The organism is Ruegeria sp. BF6 (assembly GCF_056538665.1).
This window is the reverse complement of the sequence record NZ_JBQFTN010000004.1, coordinates 36,531-53,937: the sequence shown is the minus strand read 5'-3', so window position 1 is coordinate 53,937 and position 17,407 is coordinate 36,531. Positions and strand designations below refer to the sequence as shown.

21 protein-coding genes are annotated in these 17,407 nt (G+C 57.6%); 12 read left to right on the top strand and 9 right to left on the bottom strand.

Features of this window, described 5'->3' with window-relative positions; translation table 11 throughout:
* The first annotated feature begins 42 nt into the window (after positions 1 to 42).
* Positions 43 to 681, top strand: a complete 639-nt coding sequence (locus ACR0IM_RS12865) for an arylesterase (protein WP_480682157.1) — start codon at positions 43 to 45, stop codon at positions 679 to 681.
* On the opposite strand, the gene ACR0IM_RS12860 is transcribed toward ACR0IM_RS12865, so the two are convergent.
* From ACR0IM_RS12860 to ettA, 5 genes are all read right to left on the bottom strand, one after another.
* Positions 682 to 1,242 carry a L,D-transpeptidase gene (locus ACR0IM_RS12860; RefSeq protein WP_480641844.1) on the bottom strand — a complete coding sequence of 187 codons (561 nt, stop codon included), beginning with the start codon at positions 1,240 to 1,242 and terminating at the stop codon, positions 682 to 684.
* Between the two features lie 190 nt (positions 1,243 to 1,432).
* Positions 1,433 to 1,639 carry a cold-shock protein gene (locus ACR0IM_RS12855; RefSeq protein ID WP_170327110.1) on the bottom strand — a complete coding sequence of 69 codons (207 nt, stop codon included), beginning with the start codon at positions 1,637 to 1,639 and terminating at the stop codon, positions 1,433 to 1,435.
* 279 nt (positions 1,640 to 1,918) lie between these two features.
* The gene (locus tag ACR0IM_RS12850; RefSeq protein WP_480682156.1) at positions 1,919 to 2,623 is read right to left on the bottom strand and encodes a sulfotransferase family protein; all 705 of its coding nucleotides are present in this window, start codon (positions 2,621 to 2,623) and stop codon (positions 1,919 to 1,921) included.
* Positions 2,624 to 2,846: 223 nt separating this feature from the next.
* Entirely contained in the window at positions 2,847 to 3,593 is a 747-nt protein-coding gene (locus tag ACR0IM_RS12845) for a hypothetical protein (protein WP_480596412.1), read from the bottom strand.
* Positions 3,590 to 5,257: an energy-dependent translational throttle protein EttA gene (gene ettA / locus ACR0IM_RS12840; RefSeq protein ID WP_480682154.1), complete on the bottom strand. Its 1,668-nt coding sequence runs from the start codon at positions 5,255 to 5,257 to the stop codon at positions 3,590 to 3,592. The genes ACR0IM_RS12845 and ettA overlap by 4 nt, the downstream gene beginning before the upstream one ends.
* 180 nt (positions 5,258 to 5,437) lie before the next feature.
* Here ettA and ACR0IM_RS12835 point away from each other — a divergent pair, with 180 nt between their 5' ends.
* The 4 genes from ACR0IM_RS12835 to dacB all read left to right on the top strand — a co-directional run bounded on the left by ACR0IM_RS12835 (position 5,438) and on the right by dacB (position 8,388).
* Positions 5,438 to 5,722 carry a hypothetical protein gene (locus ACR0IM_RS12835; RefSeq protein WP_480682153.1) on the top strand — a complete coding sequence of 95 codons (285 nt, stop codon included), beginning with the start codon at positions 5,438 to 5,440 and terminating at the stop codon, positions 5,720 to 5,722.
* A complete protein-coding gene (locus ACR0IM_RS12830; RefSeq protein ID WP_480682152.1) occupies positions 5,723 to 6,190 on the top strand; it encodes an MOSC domain-containing protein in 468 nt (155 codons plus the stop codon).
* 32 nt (positions 6,191 to 6,222) lie between these two features.
* Complete coding sequence (locus ACR0IM_RS12825) at positions 6,223 to 6,843, top strand: nicotinate-nucleotide adenylyltransferase (RefSeq protein ID WP_480682151.1); 621 nt, start codon at positions 6,223 to 6,225, stop codon at positions 6,841 to 6,843.
* A 66-nt stretch (positions 6,844 to 6,909) separates the two neighbouring features.
* Positions 6,910 to 8,388, top strand: a complete 1,479-nt coding sequence (dacB, locus tag ACR0IM_RS12820) for a D-alanyl-D-alanine carboxypeptidase/D-alanyl-D-alanine endopeptidase (protein WP_480682150.1) — start codon at positions 6,910 to 6,912, stop codon at positions 8,386 to 8,388.
* A 2-nt stretch (positions 8,389 to 8,390) separates the two neighbouring features.
* Here dacB and ACR0IM_RS12815 read toward each other — a convergent pair whose 3' ends face one another.
* Both ACR0IM_RS12815 and ACR0IM_RS12810 read right to left on the bottom strand, forming a co-directional pair.
* Positions 8,391 to 8,813, bottom strand: coding sequence for a tellurite resistance TerB family protein (locus ACR0IM_RS12815; protein WP_170327101.1), 423 nt, complete (start codon positions 8,811 to 8,813; stop codon positions 8,391 to 8,393).
* Between the two features lie 81 nt (positions 8,814 to 8,894).
* Complete coding sequence (locus ACR0IM_RS12810) at positions 8,895 to 9,362, bottom strand: Lrp/AsnC family transcriptional regulator (RefSeq protein WP_480682149.1); 468 nt, start codon at positions 9,360 to 9,362, stop codon at positions 8,895 to 8,897.
* 109 nt (positions 9,363 to 9,471) lie between these two features.
* On the opposite strand from ACR0IM_RS12810, the gene phhA reads away from it, so the two are divergent.
* From phhA to ACR0IM_RS12785, 5 genes are all read left to right on the top strand, one after another.
* Positions 9,472 to 10,272: a phenylalanine 4-monooxygenase gene (phhA, locus tag ACR0IM_RS12805; RefSeq protein WP_480596423.1), complete on the top strand. Its 801-nt coding sequence runs from the start codon at positions 9,472 to 9,474 to the stop codon at positions 10,270 to 10,272.
* 7 nt (positions 10,273 to 10,279) lie between these two features.
* Entirely contained in the window at positions 10,280 to 10,633 is a 354-nt protein-coding gene (locus ACR0IM_RS12800) for a 4a-hydroxytetrahydrobiopterin dehydratase (RefSeq protein ID WP_480641849.1), read from the top strand.
* A 121-nt stretch (positions 10,634 to 10,754) separates the two neighbouring features.
* On the top strand, positions 10,755 to 12,329 hold the full coding sequence (locus ACR0IM_RS12795; protein WP_480682147.1) for a lysine--tRNA ligase: 1,575 nt from the start codon (positions 10,755 to 10,757) through the stop codon (positions 12,327 to 12,329).
* Between the two features lie 48 nt (positions 12,330 to 12,377).
* Complete coding sequence (locus ACR0IM_RS12790) at positions 12,378 to 12,779, top strand: DUF4864 domain-containing protein (RefSeq protein WP_480641851.1); 402 nt, start codon at positions 12,378 to 12,380, stop codon at positions 12,777 to 12,779.
* Between the two features lie 142 nt (positions 12,780 to 12,921).
* Positions 12,922 to 15,210: a glycosyl hydrolase family 28-related protein gene (locus tag ACR0IM_RS12785; RefSeq protein ID WP_480682146.1), complete on the top strand. Its 2,289-nt coding sequence runs from the start codon at positions 12,922 to 12,924 to the stop codon at positions 15,208 to 15,210.
* 45 nt (positions 15,211 to 15,255) lie between these two features.
* Here ACR0IM_RS12785 and ACR0IM_RS12780 read toward each other — a convergent pair whose 3' ends face one another.
* The gene (locus ACR0IM_RS12780) at positions 15,256 to 15,918 is read right to left on the bottom strand and encodes a hypothetical protein (protein ID WP_480682145.1); all 663 of its coding nucleotides are present in this window, start codon (positions 15,916 to 15,918) and stop codon (positions 15,256 to 15,258) included.
* 146 nt (positions 15,919 to 16,064) lie between these two features.
* Between ACR0IM_RS12780 and ACR0IM_RS12775 the strand changes: the two genes are divergently transcribed.
* Both ACR0IM_RS12775 and ACR0IM_RS12770 read left to right on the top strand, forming a co-directional pair.
* A complete protein-coding gene (locus tag ACR0IM_RS12775; RefSeq protein ID WP_170402482.1) occupies positions 16,065 to 16,391 on the top strand; it encodes an antibiotic biosynthesis monooxygenase family protein in 327 nt (108 codons plus the stop codon).
* 65 nt (positions 16,392 to 16,456) lie between these two features.
* On the top strand, positions 16,457 to 16,864 hold the full coding sequence (locus ACR0IM_RS12770; RefSeq protein ID WP_480596438.1) for a universal stress protein: 408 nt from the start codon (positions 16,457 to 16,459) through the stop codon (positions 16,862 to 16,864).
* Here ACR0IM_RS12770 and ACR0IM_RS12765 read toward each other — a convergent pair.
* A complete protein-coding gene (locus tag ACR0IM_RS12765; protein ID WP_480596440.1) occupies positions 16,849 to 17,352 on the bottom strand; it encodes a HugZ family pyridoxamine 5'-phosphate oxidase in 504 nt (167 codons plus the stop codon). The two genes, ACR0IM_RS12770 and ACR0IM_RS12765, sit on opposite strands and share 16 nt — an antisense overlap.
* Positions 17,353 to 17,407 lie beyond the last annotated feature (55 nt).

Genomic DNA, 17,407 nt, shown 5'->3' with positions numbered 1-17,407 from the left:
ATTCCGGATGGGCATGGTCAATTGGGATATGGAGCGGTTCAGATGTTGCGCAAGGTTTTGATGTCGATGCTGTTTACGTTCTGGGGCTTTGCGGCCACAGCCGAGCAGGTGGTGATTGCTGCTTTAGGGGATTCACTGACGCAAGGCTATGGGTTGCCCGAACAGGACGGATTTGTGCCTCAGTTGGACCGCTGGCTTAAGGCGCAGGGTGCGGATGTGCGCCTTATCAACGCCGGTGTGTCCGGAGACACCACGGCTGGTGGCGCGGCGCGGGTGGACTGGACGCTGACGCCGGATGTGGACGGGATGATCGTGACGCTTGGTGGTAATGATCTGCTGAGGGGGATCGACCCGGCGGTGTCGCGCGCCAATCTTGAAACGATTGTCAAAGCGGCGGATGTCGCAGATGTCGATGTGCTGCTAATCGGGATGCAGGCACCGGGAAATTACGGGGCAGATTACAAATTGGCGTTTGATGCCATCTATCCTGATCTGGCCGAACAGTATGAAACCGGCTACGCCCCAAGCTTTTTCACCGGGCTGACCGCCGAGGGCGATCCGGACACCGCCCGTCTCTATATGCAGCCGGACGGCATTCACCCGAACGCCGAAGGGGTTGCCCTGATCGTTGATAACCTCGGCCCTTATGTGCTGGAACTTGTTGCTGCTGCCCAGCAGTGATCAAACGACGGTTACGACGGTCCCGATCGGCACACGCTCGTAGAGATCGACAACGTGTTCGTTCATCATTCGGATACAGCCATTTGAGACCGCATGACCGATGGTCTGCGGCTGCGTGGTACCGTGAATGCGGAAATAGGTGTCGACGCCATTCTGGAACAGGTACAGCGCCCGCGCGCCCAAAGGATTGTCGCCGCCGCCAGGTTGGACATAGTCATTGTCCTTGAACCGGGCATAAGTGACGGGTTCGCGCTCGATCATCTCGTCGGTCGGGCGCCAGGTCGGCCACTCTTTCTTGACGTCGATGGTGGCGGTGCCAGTGAACTCCAGACCGGCTTTGCCTACCCCGCAGCCATAGCGGACCGCCTTGCGCGGTTCGGTCACGAAATACAGGTAGAACGACCGGGGCGCGACCAGCAACTGACCCGGCTGAAACTGCTTCTTTATGCGCACAAATTGCGGCGTGGGATCGTATTCGACAGCTTTCTTCTTTGCCGCGGCAACGCCAGGCACCAGGCTGGCGGCTGCGGTCGCGGTCAGAAAGGTACGGCGGGTGAACATGGCAGCTCTCTATAAAACAACAGATAAATCTTGACCCTAATGTCGGAAGGATAACCGATCTGGTCAATCGCTGGAGAGAAGTAACCCTATTGTGATGTCGTCGTGGGGACACACAATCATGTCGCATCACGAGCGCAAACAGATACCCGAAAAAGAAAAAGGGCAGAGAATACTCTGCCCTTCCAATATCTTATGCAAGCACGATATTGTCTGCGCTTTCGCGGCCGTCACGACCGGCGCGCAACTCGTATGTGACCTTCTGGTTGTCGGCCAGGCCGGTCAGGCCCGAGCGTTCCACGGCCGAGATGTGAACGAAGATGTCTTTGCCGCCATCTTCGGGTGCGATAAAGCCGTAGCCTTTGGTGGTGTTGAACCATTTTACGGTGCCTGCGGGCATATCCGTTGTCTCCTGTTTAATGCTGCCCACGGAGTTGCGGCAGCCTGGCGTCGTTGTCTGGATCGATAGACTGAGCGCCGTAGAAGGAGACAGTAGGTCGAAATAGAAAAACGTTAGCAATTTAGATATGGCATCGGCAACGGCGCAGGGCAAGGGAGGAGTCCTGTTCTGTAAGAAACAAAAAAACCCCCGGAAATCCAAAGTGGATGGCGAATCTGGCCTGCTGGTGGTCGCCTGACAGGTTTTCGAATGACCGCCTAAAGTACAGGCTAAGCCAGCCTAGATATTGTACATTTTGCTTTCGGCAGGAAACATCAACCGGATAGCATTCAGGCTTTTTTCTGACAGGGTGAAGGGCTTTTCATCACCTTCGGTATGACCGCCCGCCTGGTTGATGTGTGGAACTGAGTTTTCACGCAGTGAAAACGCCGAATACCAGCGTTTGGGTAACCTGCCAGAAAGCCAGCCGTTCAGCTCATTTACGTTTTCGAGCCGAAACAGGTGATCGATATGGTTGACTCCCGCCCGATCGATGGCGTGGGCCTCAAGGCTTAGGGGCGACAGGTTCTGCGTCGAAATCCAACTGGGAGCGAGTTCCTTCCACCCATCCTTCATGCCCATTTTGCCATGCTGTACCCACTCTTCGAACTCCATCTTCGTCATTTCATCCCAATCAGGAGCAAAGTTGTAGCGGCACTCGGCATCGGGTTTGAAATACCGGTAATAAGACCAAAGCAACTCAACCGGGTTTCTCGTGGTCATGAAATACGAAAGCCTTGCGTGCCCGGGATACAGGTCTGCCAGCGTTGTTTTGACATACGGGGCGGTATCGTGAGGGTGAAAATGCTCGGAGTCGTGGGCATAATCGACGGCGAAATCTCCGGCTTTACTTGACAGGTATCGCTTTAGATACTTGCGGACCGATGTAGAGCCACAGCGTGGCTTAGATATGAACACAAGCCCCTTTGAAAAAAGCACTCTCACCAAATTGGTCCTTTGTTGCTTGGCGTTCGCCCTTACCGGGACGGCGCCAAATTGAATCAGGTTTGACCGATGCCAAGTTGGCCAAAAGAAATTCACACAGGCGAATTCCGAAGGCGAACGACCGCGTGGGGTCTTCGCTCAGGCAGTTGCTGTCGCGTCGGTCATACGCGTTTTGATAAAATCCCAACGGGCGCCGACAAAAAGAGCCACCAATCATCTACACTCAGTCGGCGACGGGTAGTTTACCTACAACGCCGCTATATTGGGCCGAGGCAATAAAACACTCTGGCAATTCGTCGATCACTTCATCAATCGGGTCATATAGCCGATCGGCGTCGGCTTTGAATTCATCCGGAATGTCTTTCGGGGTCCGCTCGCGCCGCTTGGGCGGGGTGAAATCCAACCCGGTAAACCGCGAAATTGTATCCTGATGGTCCCAAAGCGCGTCATAGCGAACGCACAGAACGGGAACATCTTCAAATGTTACCCACTCCCTGATCTGCCGTGCTTGCTGCAGCACATCGCGTTCGAACAGCTCATCAAAGGTGCCGGTAGCGTGCAGATGATAAAAGTGCTGATCTATCCAGTCCGCGCCAAATCTTTCCATTGCGGAATAAACGGAAAACGCGGAATCCTTGGTGGGTCCGAAACAAAAAACGACCCGGGTATTCTCGGGCCATGTAGCGAGCGGCTGAGGAAAGTCGTGGGTCTTGTACACACACGGAGTGTAATACTCCGTGTCACTCAACCGGGCGACAAAATCCACCCGCTTTGCCGATATAGGGTCGATCTCTTTCAGCGCATCAGCAAGGGCAAGAAAGGTCAACGTGCTGCCGGACCGACCATTGCTTGCCACAATAACACAGTTCTGAGGTGCGTTTTGCGGAATTCGCTGCAACCGCCGAATAGCAACCCGTTTTCGGACACTGCGCTTCCACTTGTCGATGCGCTTTTCAAAAAAGTCGATCATCGTGCAAACTTTTTGTGCTTGAGGCGCTTGGGCTCCAGAGCATCAGGACCCAGCCGGCGTTTCTTGTCTTCTTCATAGTCTTCGAAGTTGCCCTCGAACCATTCCACATGGGCGTCGCCCTCGAATGCCAGAATATGCGTGCAGATGCGGTCGAGGAAGAAGCGGTCGTGCGAGATGACCACGGCGCAACCGGCGAAGTCGACCAATGCGTCTTCCAGCGCGCGAAGGGTTTCAACGTCCAGATCGTTGGTCGGTTCGTCGAGCAGCAGGACGTTGCCGCCCTCTTTCAGCAGGCGGGCCATGTGGACGCGGTTGCGCTCACCACCTGACAGCAGCGAGACCTTTTTCTGCTGGTCACCGCCCTTGAAGTTGAAGGACGAGCAATAGGCGCGGGAATTGACCTGTGCGTCGCCCAGCTGGATTATCTCGGCGCCGCCGGTGATCGCCTCCCACACGGTGTCGTTGTCCTTGAGGTCGTCGCGGGACTGGTCGACATAGGACAGCTCGACCGTGTCGCCCAGCGTAATGGAGCCGCTGTCGGGCTTTTCCTGACCGGTGAGCATCTTGAAGAGCGTCGATTTACCGGCGCCGTTGGGGCCGATGACGCCAACAATGCCGCCGGGGGGCAGGGCGAAGTCCAGCCCTTCGATCAGTTGCTTGTCGCCCATGTGTTTCGACAGGCCCTCGACCTCGATCACCTTGCCGCCAAGGCGCTGGCCGTTGGGGATGACGATCTGGGCGCGGGTCAGCTTTTCGCGCTCGGACTGTTCGGCCAGCTCGTTATAGGCGTTGATCCGGGCCTTGGATTTGGCCTGACGGGCCTTCTGGCCCTGACGCATCCATTCCAATTCGCGTTGCAGGGTCTTTTGCTTGGACTTGTCCTCGCGCGCTTCCTGCTCGAGCCGTTTGGCTTTTTGTTCCAGCCATGCGGAATAGTTGCCCTCGTAAGGAATGCCGCGGCCCCGGTCGAGTTCGAGGATCCAGCCGGTGATGTCATCCAGGAAATAGCGGTCGTGGGTGACGATCAGGATGGTGCCCTTGTAGTCGATCAGGTGCTGTTGCAGCCAGGCGATGGTTTCGGCGTCCAGGTGGTTGGTTGGTTCGTCGAGCAGCAGCATGTCGGGCGCTTCGAGCAGCAGCTTGCACAGCGCCACGCGGCGTTTCTCGCCCCCCGAGAGGTTGGCGATGTTGGCGTCGTCCGGCGGGCAGCGCAGCGCCTCCATCGAGACGTCGATCTGGCTGTCGAGGTCCCACAGGTTTTCCGCGTCAATCGCGTCCTGCAGGGTGGTCATTTCCTCCATCAACTCGTCCGAATAGTTCTCGGCGATCTCCATGGCGATTTCGTTGAAGCGGTCGACTTTGGCCTTTTTCGCGGCCACACCCAGCATGACGTTTTCGCGGACGGTCTGCGATTCATCCAGCTGCGGTTCCTGCGGCAGATAGCCGACCTTGGCGCCCTCGGCGGCCCATGCCTCACCCGAGAAATCGGTGTCGAGGCCGGCCATGATCTTCATCAGTGTCGATTTACCCGCGCCGTTGACGCCGACGACACCGATTTTCACGCCGGGCAGAAAGCTCAGGTGGATGTTTTCAAAGCACTTCTTGCCACCGGGATAGGTCTTGGAGACACCCTGCATGTGGTAGACATATTGATAGGCGGCCATGTCGCGTCCTTTGGGTCGGGGAAATTGAGTTGGGCGGTGTGATAGCGGATGGTTGGGGTGGGGGCAATGGATATGGTTTCGCAAAACAGCCACTGCCCGGAGTGTTTCCCAACGCGCTGAAAAAGAGTATCGGTAGAGACTCTTGAGGGGACGAAGACATTGCAGGTAACGGAGGAATTCGTGGCATTGTTTGCAGATTGTATTGTGGTTGCTCTAGCTTTTTTTGCCATGTTCCGCGTGGCCAAGTTCTGGTCTGAGGTAGTTGGTGCGCGGTCACGGATTTATCAAGAACCCGTTTCACCGGCGGATCATATTCGCATTCCTGTACCCGCCTCGTATGACAAAAGTACCCCTCAAGATGTTGCCTTTCGAAAATACTGGTGGAAGGCATTCAGGCGGATGCTGTCGGATGTGACAATTTCTTGTTGCTTCATTTACTTTGTAGTCGAGAAGCTCGGTGCTTGAATGGCGTTGAAACAGCTGATTTCTGGTTGGGCTAAGTCCGGCCAAATTGATTGGATCGGGTTAAGGCCAGAACGGCGTCTCGGGATGCGAGTTCCAGAAGTGACCATGATATTAGCCGGTGGGCTGGACGGCGACCGAGCACCTGCAGGCAAGCGGGCGGTGACTCTGATCCAGCAGGAGCATCTGGCCGCGATTGGCTCTTATCTGGGGCAGGGGTCGGTTGCGCCTGAAATCCTTCGGCGCAATCTGGTGGTGTCGGGTATCAACCTTGCGGCACTCAAGGGGCGGGAGGTGCAGGTGAGGGAGGCGATTTTGCGCTTTACTGTCATCTGTGCGCCGTGCAGCCGGATGGAGGAGGCGCTGGGCACAGGTGGTTATTCTGCCGTGCGCGGGCATGGGGGTTGGTGTGCCGAAGTTGTTCAGCCCGGACGGGTCCGGCTGGGCGATCCGGTGCAACCTGTTGATTGACAAGCCGACTGAGTTCTGAACATCAGCAAAGGATGTTGCGCAGCGCCATTCCATACGCACGACCGGGGCAGGTCATCGGTCTGTTCGGCGGGTCTTTTGATCCTCCGCACCAGGGGCATGTGCATGTGACGCTTGAGGCGATGAAGGCATTTGGGCTGGATCGGGTCTGGTGGCTGGTGTCGCCGGGCAACCCGTTGAAAGAGCGCGGCCCCGCGCCGTTGCAACGGCGGGTCAGTGCGGCGCAGGCTGTCATGCAACATCCGCGTGCCGAGGTGACGGATATCGAGGCGCTGACCGGAACGCGCGCAACGGCGGATACGCTCGCAGCATTGCAGCGGCTTTACCCTCAGGTGCGGTTCGTCTGGCTGATGGGTGCGGACAATCTGGCGCAGTTTCATCGCTGGAAAGACTGGCGCCGAATCATGGATAGCGTGTCGGTTGGTGTGGTTGCGCGGCCGGGGGATCGGATTTCGGCCCGGATGTCGCCTGCCGCCCGGCTGTATGCGCGCTATCGCATCGACGGACAGGCGCGGCATCTGTTGGGCCGCGCACAGGCGCCGGCGTGGTGTTTTGTCAATGTGCCGATGGTCGATGTGAGCTCGACCGAGCTGCGCACGCGCGGTGAGTGGGACGGTGGGGTGTTGCCTGAATAGCTAAGATGGGCACATAATCGCATTCAGTGGTTGTTTGCCTGTGATCTCTGGGATTTTAATTGACCCATGGTTGATCGTCTTTCGCGTCGTTTGTTTCTTGCCGGTCTGGGGGCCTCGGTTGTTTCAGGCTCGGCTCTGGCTGATGCCCCAGCGCAGTCTTTGCGGCCTCAGATTCGGGGGGATCTACCCACTGGAGCGGAGCGGCTCATCAAATCCGCAAGGCTGAAAGGCGAGGTGGCTTTTGCCGTCGCCGATGTGCAAACCGGTGCGCAGCTTGAAGAATTTGGCGGCGATCAAGGTCTGCCCCCTGCCAGTGTCGCCAAGGCGTTGACGGCGCTTTATGCGCTGGATGTTCTGGGGGCCGAATACCGGTTTGAAACCACCTTGATGGCCGATGGCCCGATCGAAAATGGCGTGCTGAAGGGCGACCTGATCCTTGTGGGCGGCGGAGACCCCCTTCTGGATACCGACGATCTGGCCGCATTGGCGGCCAATCTGCGCGAGGCCGGAATTACCGAGGTGCAGGGCGCGTTCAAGGTCTATGACGGTGCGCTGCCTTATATCTTTAGCGTCGACCCCGGGCAGCCGGACCATCTGGGATACAGCCCGGCCATAAGCGGCATCTCTTTGAATTTCAACCGCGTACATTTCGAATGGAAGCGCGACGGTACCGGGTATGATGTGACCATGGACGCCCGCACGGCGCGGTACAGGCCGTCCGTGGATATGGCGTCAATGCGCGTCGAAAAACGCAGCTTGCCGATCTACACCTACCAGCCAAGCGCCCGGCAGGATCGTTGGACTGTGGCTAACGGTGCACTGGGAAATGGAGGTGCGCGATGGTTGCCGGTGCGCAAACCGGCGCTTTATGCGGGCGACGTGTTTAGCACTCTGGCGCGGGTGAACGGAATTGTTTTGGGCCGTGTGCAGATCACACGCGAGGTGCCGCAGGGCTCAGTTCTGGTGGTGCATCAAAGCGACCCTCTGGAGAGTATCCTGCGAGGAATGCTGAAATACTCGACCAATATCACAGCTGAAATGGTAGGGATGGCAGCCTCGAAAGCGCGGGGTGCCAAGTTGCAGATTCTGGCTGATTCAGCTGAGGAGATGAACCGTTGGGCATCTGAAACCTACGGTGTGCGCGGGATCGCAATGGTAGATCACTCGGGGCTCGGCGATGCGTCGCGCGTCGCGCCCGCAGATCTGGTGACGGCCTTGGTTGAGGCCCGAAAGGACGGGGCGCTACGGCCGTTGCTGAAAAAATTCACCCTGGCCGACAGTCAGGGGCGACCAGTCAAGGATCATCCGATCAGGGTAGATGCCAAGACCGGGACGCTGAATTTCGTGTCTGGGTTGGGCGGCTTTATCACGGCGCCGGATGGCTCGGAACTGGCCTTTGCCATTTTCACCGCTGATGTTGATCACCGCGCGACGATCCCCCGCGCGTTGCGCGAGCGTCCCGACGGCGCGCGCAGTTGGAACAACAGGTCGCGCAAACTACAGCGCGCGCTGATCGAGCGCTGGGGGATGCTGGCGGGCAGCTGAGATCAGGTGGTGTGGCGCGCTCGCGCGCCACGCTCGATCGCGGCGGCGTGCAGACGGTCGATATTCAGTTCGTATCTGATTTCTTCCAGCAGGCGCAGTTCGGTCTCGGCAAGTGATCCATCTGCCGCAGCCACGTCACAGGCCAGCGCGTAGGCCGTTTCGTGCAACCGCTCGGGCAGGTTGTCGCGGATCAGGCCGAACAGGGCGTCCAGCCCGTCCTCCTGCTCGAACAGATCAAACACGGTTTGCGACACCCGGCGCGTGCGGTCGATATCGTATTCGGCAAAAACCGGCAGCATGTTGACTGCGCCTTCGATCTTGACCAGCTCGGCGGTGCGGATGGTCTCATCCGAGGCAGAGACCGCAACCATGATCGCGACAAGGCAATCCTGTGGGGACATCGGGTGAGGTACTTGTTCGGTCATGGTGTCGTCCTGATTGGTCTTTTCTGCGCTCGCACGATAGGAGGGCTGGCGGGCAGGTTCAACGGATTTTGCCGCATTGAGTCACAGAATGGGCAACGGCCCCCGAGTTTTGGTCTGGCGCAGCACGAAATTGCTGCGGGTGTCACGCACCAAACCAGACTTCAGCAGCCGCTGCATGATGAAATGCTCAAGGTCTTCGGGCGTTTTGGCATAGACCTTCAGGATGAAGTCGTGGTCGCCGGTGATCGAGGCGCATTCGACGATCTGTGGTTCGGTTTCGACCAGCCGCAGGAATGCGGTGATGTTGTCCTCTTGATGGTCGCGCAAGGCGACGTGTACATAGGCGATGGCGTTCAGCCCCACGGATTTGGCCCGCACCTGAGCGATATAGCCCGAGACCACGCCCGACGCCTCTAGGTCGCGTACGCGCCGCCAGCATTGCGAGGCGGAAAGGCCGGTGCGGTCGGCAAGTTCCTGCATCGACAGACGGCCATCGGTCTGCAACTGCTGCAGGATGGCAATATCAGCGGGTTGAAGCGTTTGTTTCACAATTAGTACCTTTGCGATACATATTCTCCAAAATACCCAGAATATCACGCTGTACCAAATCAAAATCTTCAGGGCGCGCGGCTATACTTTTCTCAAGGAGGAAAAAGTGATGCCAAAATCGACCAAATACGTCGCCAAGGTGGCTGATGCGCGCGGCCATATCGCCTATACGACTGAGGAAGACGAGGTTTGGGCCGATCTTTATGCCGCGCAAGAAAAGAACGTACAGCGCTACATGGCCCGCGATTACCTTGCTGGGCTGGAAAGGCTGGACCTGCCAAAAACCCGTGTGCCGTCCTGCGCCGACATCTCGGAACGCCTTTTGGACATGACCGGGTGGCGGGTGCAGCCGGTGCCCGCACTGATCGGGTTCAAAACGTTCTTTGGCATGTTGGCAGACCGGGTATTTCCTGCCGCATCCTTCATCCGCTCGCGCGAGGATTTTGATTACATCGAAGAGCCCGACATCTTTCACGAGATTTTTGGCCATACCCCTTTGCTGAGCGATCCGCGCTTTGCGGCCTTTAGCCATGCCATCGGCAAGGCCGGGGTGCAGGCTGGGGACAAGGATTATTCCTGGCTGATCCGGCTCTACTGGTTCTCGATCGAGTTTGGATTGCGTCGGCAGGACGGAGAGATCAAGGCGCTGGGGTCCGGGCTTGCGTCCTCGCCTACTGAACTGGTTTACGCCGTCGAAAGCGACATTCCGGACCGTGATCCGTTCGATGTCCTGACTATCCTGCGCACGCCCTATCGGATCGACATGCACCAGATGGGCTATTTCGTGTTAAACTCACCTGAGGAGCTGTTCGCCGCCGCCGAGCGCGATCTGCTGGCGGATGTGCAGCAGGCACAATCCCTTGGGTTGCTGCCGAACAAGTTCCCGGAAAAAGCAACCGCAGCGGAGTGAACGGATCATGACCACATCAGGAGAAACCTGCAGCCTTTCGGACCGAACCTGTGTGCCCTGTTCCGGAGGTGTCCCGGCCCTGACCCGGGACGAGGCAAACACCCACATGGCGGAACTTTCGTCCGACTGGAATCTGGACACAGAGGCAAAGGAACTCAGCCGCCACTACAAGTTCAAAGGGTTCGCCAAGGCGACTTATCTGGCCAATCTTTGCGCTTGGCTGGCCGATCAGCAGGGGCATCACCCGGATGTATCGTTTGGCTGGGGCTATGTGGACGTCAAACTGACCACTCATGAAATAGGCGGTCTTAGCGAGAATGACTTCATTTGGGCCGCCAAACTGGACCAGTTGACCGCGTAAAACGACCTTCCATTCAGGAAATACCCTGCAGTTTATTGACTCATGCTGCACCGGCACAATAGGAGGGGCCGGTCGGTTGCAAACGGCGACCGGCGCTGTTTTTCCCGATGGAGCAAATCTGATGTCTGAACTGCGTGAAACCGCGATGTCGTCCAAGGCCTGGCCTTTCGAAGAGGCGCGTCGGTTGCTCAAACGCTATCAGAAAGCGGCTCCGGAAAAGGGGTACGTGCTGTTCGAAACCGGCTATGGCCCCTCGGGCCTGCCGCATATCGGCACCTTTGGCGAGGTCGCGCGCACTACGATGGTCAAGCGCGCGTTCGAGGCGCTGTCGGACATCCCGACCAAGCTGATCTGTTTCTCGGACGATCTGGACGGAATGCGTAAAGTGCCCAGCAATGTGCCGAACCCAGAGATCCTGGAGCAGCATCTGCAGCGCCCGCTGACCTCGGTACCTGATCCGTTTGGTGAATACGACAGCTTCGGTGAGCATAACAACGCGATGCTGCGGCGGTTCCTCGATACTTTTGGTTTCGAGTATGAATTCTACTCAGCCAAGCAATTCTACGAGTCTGGGCAGTTTGACGAGATCCTCAAACGCGCGGTTGAGCGTTATGATGAGATCATGGCGATCATGCTCAAAAGCCTGCGCGAGGAGCGCCAGCAGACCTATTCGATCTTTCTGCCGCTGCATCCCGAAAGTGGGCGGGTTATGTATGTGCCGATGAAAAAGGTCTGCGCTGAAACATACACCGTCACCTTTGACGATGAGGCTGGCAAAGAATGGACCGTTCCTGTCACTGGCGGCAACGTGAAATTGCAGTGGAAGCCGGACTTTGGTGCACGCTGGGCTGCGCTGGGCGTCGATTTCGAGATGTACGGCAAGGAACATGCGACCAACGAGAAAATTTATGATGCGATCTGCCGTGCACTGGGTGGTCGCGCGCCGGAACACTTTTCGTACGAGCTGTTCCTGGATGAGAACGGACAGAAGATCTCGAAATCGTCCGGCAATGGAGTGTCGATCGACGAATGGCTGACCTATGCGCCGACCGAGTCGCTGGCTTATTTCATGTACCAGAAGCCCAAGACGGCCAAGCGGATGCATTTCGATGTGATCCCGAAAGCCTATGACGAATATCACCAGCAGCTACGCGCCTATCCGGGACAGGATCTGAAGGCGCAGTTGAACAACCCGGTCTGGCATATCCACGGCGGCAACGTTCCTGCATCCACGCTGATGGTGCCATTTGCGATGCTGCTGAACCTGGCTTCGGTTTCCGGGGCCGAGGACAAAGAGGCGCTTTGGGGCTTCATCCGCCGCTACGCGCCCGAAGCCACGGCCGAAACGCACCCCGATCTGGATCAGGCGGCGGGGTTTGCGGTGCGTTACTTCAATGATTTCGTCAAACCAACCCGCCAGCACCGCGCGCCGACCGATCAGGAGCGTGAAGCGCTGGAAGAACTGAAAGCCGCGCTTGTGGCTTATGATGGTCCGATTGAAGACGAAGCGCTGCAATCCGTGGTCTACTCCGTCGGGCGTGAGCGGTTTGACCCGATGCGAGGCTGGTTCACGGCTTTGTACGAAGTACTGCTGGGGGCATCTCAAGGCCCGCGTTTCGGCGGTTTTATCGCGTTATATGGCGTGCCCGAAACCATCGCACTGATCGACAAGGCGCTGGCCGGAGAGCTGGTCTGATTTGACCTGAAACCACGTGGGGCTACCCTTTCAACAGGAGGTAGCCCCATGCGTCGTTTATTGCTTGCCATATCCCTGAGCGCCGGTTTGGCGTCGGGCGCATTTGCCCAAAGCGCCGAGATCGAGGCCAATATATCGGCGCAGATACAGGCCTTCAAAGCGGATGATTTCGCCGCTGCTTTCACCTTCGCCAGCCCCTCTATTCAGCAACTGTTCCAAACACCCGAGAATTTCGGGGTGATGGTCAGACGTGGCTATCCGATGGTATGGCGGCCTGCGGATGTGCGTTTTCTGGAGTTGCGCGAAGTCGCGGGAGAACTGTGGCAGAAGGTCATGATCACCGACGGTGAGGGCCGGGTGCACATTCTGGACTATCAGATGGTGCCGCTAGAAAACGGCTGGAAGATCAACGGCGTTCAGTTGCTGGGAAACTCCGACCCTGCAACTTGATGCAACACCACCGTCACGGTGGCGTGAGTGGCAGTTAATCCCAATTCGGTACTCAGACTTTTGCGTTCGGGGCGCGCGATCCCGGGCACTGGGTTTATGCGCGTAGCGGGTCACCGCTCGCGCGATTGGGAAAGGGATTTCTATGAATAAGGCAATAACCGACGGCATCGTGTTCATGCCGCCTGCTTTCGCAAACGGTTTGAATGTGTGGTCCAGCGGCGATGGAACACCGGGCTCGCCGACCTATGACGGGTCGGGCACCGGCGCGTTTGTTCCGGCCGATGCGGATTTCGGCGGCTGTCTTGAAATCCTGAAGGTCAGCGCCACCCAACGTTTGCGCTATATGGGCCAGACGCCGCTGCTGCCGGGCTGTTATCTGCAGATCAAGGCGCGGGTCAAAGCGATCAGTGGCCCGTTGCCCGAAGTGCGCATCGCCGGCTGGGCCGGTGGCGCCGGCGACGTGCAGGTCACTGGCGTGGCCGAGCAGGGCCCGGCCACGCAGCTTTCAGGCTATGGCACGGTGCATGAGGTTACCGCAATTGTCGGCACCGGACAGCGCCCCGGTGTAGACATGCCCTGGGGTGTGCAGGCGCTGTACGGCCATTTCGGGCTGGATATCGATGGTGCAAACGGGGCCGTCATCCGGGTCGACGATATCGAGATCACGGATATCACCGGCGTGTTCCTGCGTAATCTGATCAGCCTCGTCGATGTGCGCGATTTCGGTGCAGTCGGTGACGGTGTGGCGGATGACTCGGCGGCCTTCGAGGCAGCGGATCAAGCCGCGAATGGGCGCACGGTTTTCGTGCCCGAGGGCACCTATCTGTTGGCGCAGAACACGTCGATAGCGTCTGAGATGGATTTTGAAGGCACTGTAACGATGCCCGACGACAAGATGCTGCTGCTGACCAAGAATTTCGACTTGCCGACCTATGTAAACGCTTTTGGTAATGAAACGCTGGCTTTCAAAAAGGCGTTTCAGGCATTGCTGAACAACTCAGACCATGAATCGCTTGATCTGGGGGGGCGCAAGATTTCAGTCAGCGAACCCATCGACATGGCTGCGGCGGTACCAAACCGGCAAAGCGGGTTCTCGACACGCCGTGTAATCCGTAATGGCCAGTTCGACGTTCAGAGCAGCTCGGCCTGGGATACCGAGACTTTCACCTCGGTTGCGACCTACAACCCGAATGATCCCACCCGTTTGGTAAATGTTGCCAACGTGGCCAATATTCCGGTTGGTGCGCTGGTGCAGGGAAGCGGTGTCGGGCGCGAGATCTATGTCCGCTCCAAAAACGAGGGCGCGGGTGAGATCACGCTGAATGCGCCATTTTATGATGCCGCCGGTACGCAGACCTTTACCTTCGTGTCTTACAAGTACTTGCTGGATTTCAGCGGGTTTAGCACGCTGCGCAAGTTCGGGATGGAAGAGATCGAGTTCCAGTGCAACGGCCGAAGCAGCGCGATCCGTCTGTCTCCGTCGGGCAGTACTTTTGCCGTGACGAACTGTTTCATCAGCCGCCCCAAGGATCGGGGGATCACGTCTATCGGGACCGGATGTCAGGGCATGCTGATCGACAATTGCCAGTTCCTGTCCACCGAAGAATCCTTCAATGTGGAGGATCGCACGTCGATCGCGCTGAACTCCACCGCCAATGACGTCAAATTGCGTCACAACCGGGCGGTGCGGTTCCGGCACTTTGCCATTCTAGGCGGCACCAACAATATGATCCTGGGGAACCACTTTTTCCAAGGCGACAGTATTCCACAGGGTGTTCGCAGCGCCGGTTTGGTCATGATCGGCACGTATAACAGCTCGACCATTTCAGGAAATTATATTGATAACTGCTCGATCCAGTGGACCAACGAAAGGGATGCCAACCCGGTGTATACTGCGGGTTACTCGTTCAGTTCGATGGCCATCACCGACAATATCTTCTACTCCAGCGAAGTTGCGTCTTGGTTCACTTATATTGTTATCCGCCCCTATGGTGCGGGGCATTTCCTGAACGGTGTGGTCGTGACCGGAAACAAATTCCGCTCAACAAGCGGTAGTATTACCCGGGTGGAGCGGGTGGACACCACCTATGCCGATCTGAACAAATATGCACACCGGAATGTGACGTTTGAGAACAATACGTTCCACGGGGTAGACCAGAAAGTTTCGAACCCCTTGCGGATAAGGCACGCTCAAGGTTCCGCATCTCAGGCTTGGACCGTCCAGTCCTCGGGGCAGCTACCGTTCGGCGGTCTTGCACGCAGCTGTGATGCGGTCACGGTTCTGGGGCCATTGAAAACGGTTTTCGGATCGCTGACCTTCGCTAACCCATATGTAGAGCTGGAGCAGGGCGCATCGAATAACGCAGTCAACCTGCGCTGGCCCGAAGCTCTGAGCGGAGAGGTTTCCGCGATCGTGCGAATGGAGCGCTGATTTTTAGGCTGGCCGCCCTGTCATGGGGCGGCTGGTTCGCCTGTCTCAGAACTCATTCCAGATCGCCAACTTCAGCCCCGTATCGCTACGCGCATCATTGCGCTCAAGCCCCAGCACCCACGTTGCCGAACTATTCTTCGTTCGGATCATGACTGAAGGCCGGGCTCTCCAGAACAGCGAATGCTCGGGCGTATAGGCTGTTTCGATCTGTATCATCGGGTTCAGTAGCCGGTCACCGGACAGACCCGCCGTGATATCCAGCTTGCGATACAAGGCGTCATGCGTGCGCAATTCCAAAGCGGTATCGACGGCCACCCAACCGTTCCCCCAATCGGTCTGGAACCCTTTGCCATAAGAGAGGGTCAGCTTGTACATGGCCCAGGCGTCCCGGTGCCTGTGATGGGCACCCGCCCCGAACTCGGCCGCAAAACGCCCCCATTTGTCGAAATCGGCCACGGGAAGCCGGGCAAACAGAAGCGCGTGGCCATAGAGGTCGCGGTTTTCCTCGAAATCCAGCCCGATTGTCAGGTTCGGCAGGTATCCGAAATCTGCGTATAGCCCTGTTTTGTAGTCATATGCACCACCGGGGTCCCTGAAGGCGGTCACCGAAGCCGCGGTAAATGCCGATCCCTTTTCCCGCAGCCACGCCCCGGACAATGCCGGAGCGGCAGCAAGCAGCAGAGACAAAAGAAGGACGATCCGGCACATGCGGGCAGAATCCGCCAGCATGGTTAACGGATGGTTAGTAATTCGTTCATTTTTTTGAGAACCGGCAAAGAGGCGTCGGCTGCAAAGGAAACACGAGACCTTTGCAATTCCTGTGTTAAGCTTGTGAAACAATAAGGAGAATCCAGATGCCGAAGATTTCCAAGAGCGCGAGCGTCCAGACAGTTATCACCACCTTTGAAATGACGCCCGGCACCTGCCACGATCTGTTGGAGGCGCTGACCGACGCCTATGCCGAGTTCATCTCGAAGCAGCCGGGATTTATCTCGGCCGGGTTGCATGTGAACGACGCCCAGACGCGGATTGCCAATTATTCACAGTGGGAACGCCGCGAGGATTTTCTGGCCATGCTGCGCACCCCTGAAATGCGCGACCGCAATCGCAAGATCAACGAGCTTTGCAAGAGCTTTGAGCCGGTGATGTATGACGTGGCTGAAACATTTGGCAGTTCCTGACTTGGATCAAAGCCTTAACACCCGGCTCCGCCCAAAGTGGATGCAGGAAAACGGAGGTGCGCTTCATGTATCATAACATTCTTGTTCCCATTTCTTTCGATGCCGAACGGGATATCTCCGGCCCCCTCAAACTGGCCGAGATACTGTCGACGCCGGACGCTCAGGTAACTTTGTTGCATGTGGTCGAGCACATCCCCAACTATGCGATCTCCTACATGCCGCCCGAATACCTGAACGAAGCCCGCAAGGCGATTCAGACTGAGTTGGATGAACTTGCGGAGAAGCTACCCAACGCAAAGGGTGTGGTTATCGAAGGGCATTCCGGACGTACCATTCTGGACTGGGCGGATGCCCACAAGCCGGACCTGATCATCATGGCTTCGCATCGGCCGGGTATGCAGGATCTTCTTCTGGGTTCAACTGCGAACCATGTGGTCCGCCACGCCGCCTGCGCGGTTCACGTGGTGCGCTGATCGGGCACAAGATCGGCAGGGGCAAGGCGCCAGGCCTTGCCAAAGCCGCCATTCAACAAGGCCTCCGAAATCTTGAACCGAACAAAGCCGAAATCGGTGAAATCGACATAGAGCTTCGCTTTGGGTCGCAAGGCCAGATACCTTGTGCGCAGGCGGCTATGTTCTGTACTATCACGCGCAACGAAACCGGCCTCGGCGTGCAGGGTCAAACGTGGATGGGTCAGGGGATCACCTGTCCCTCCGGGCTCTCCGATCAGCAACGCGCAGGCCGGATTGGCGTGCAGGGCGCGCGTGTGATCCGCCAGCGTCGAGATCAGTGTCACCAACCCGCTGTCCGCATCCGTTGCCAGAGCGATACGCGATACCGAGGGCACCGCTTTGCCCGGTTGCAAGGTGGCAAGGGCCCCATAAGTTGTGTCTTCAATCAGGCCGCGAGCCAAACTGCGGGCCGTATCATCGACCGGACGAAAGGGGTTGGCTTTGGCCATGGCTGATGTGTCCCGGAATGTCTGCAACGGGCCAAACATAGCTGCTTCATCTGCC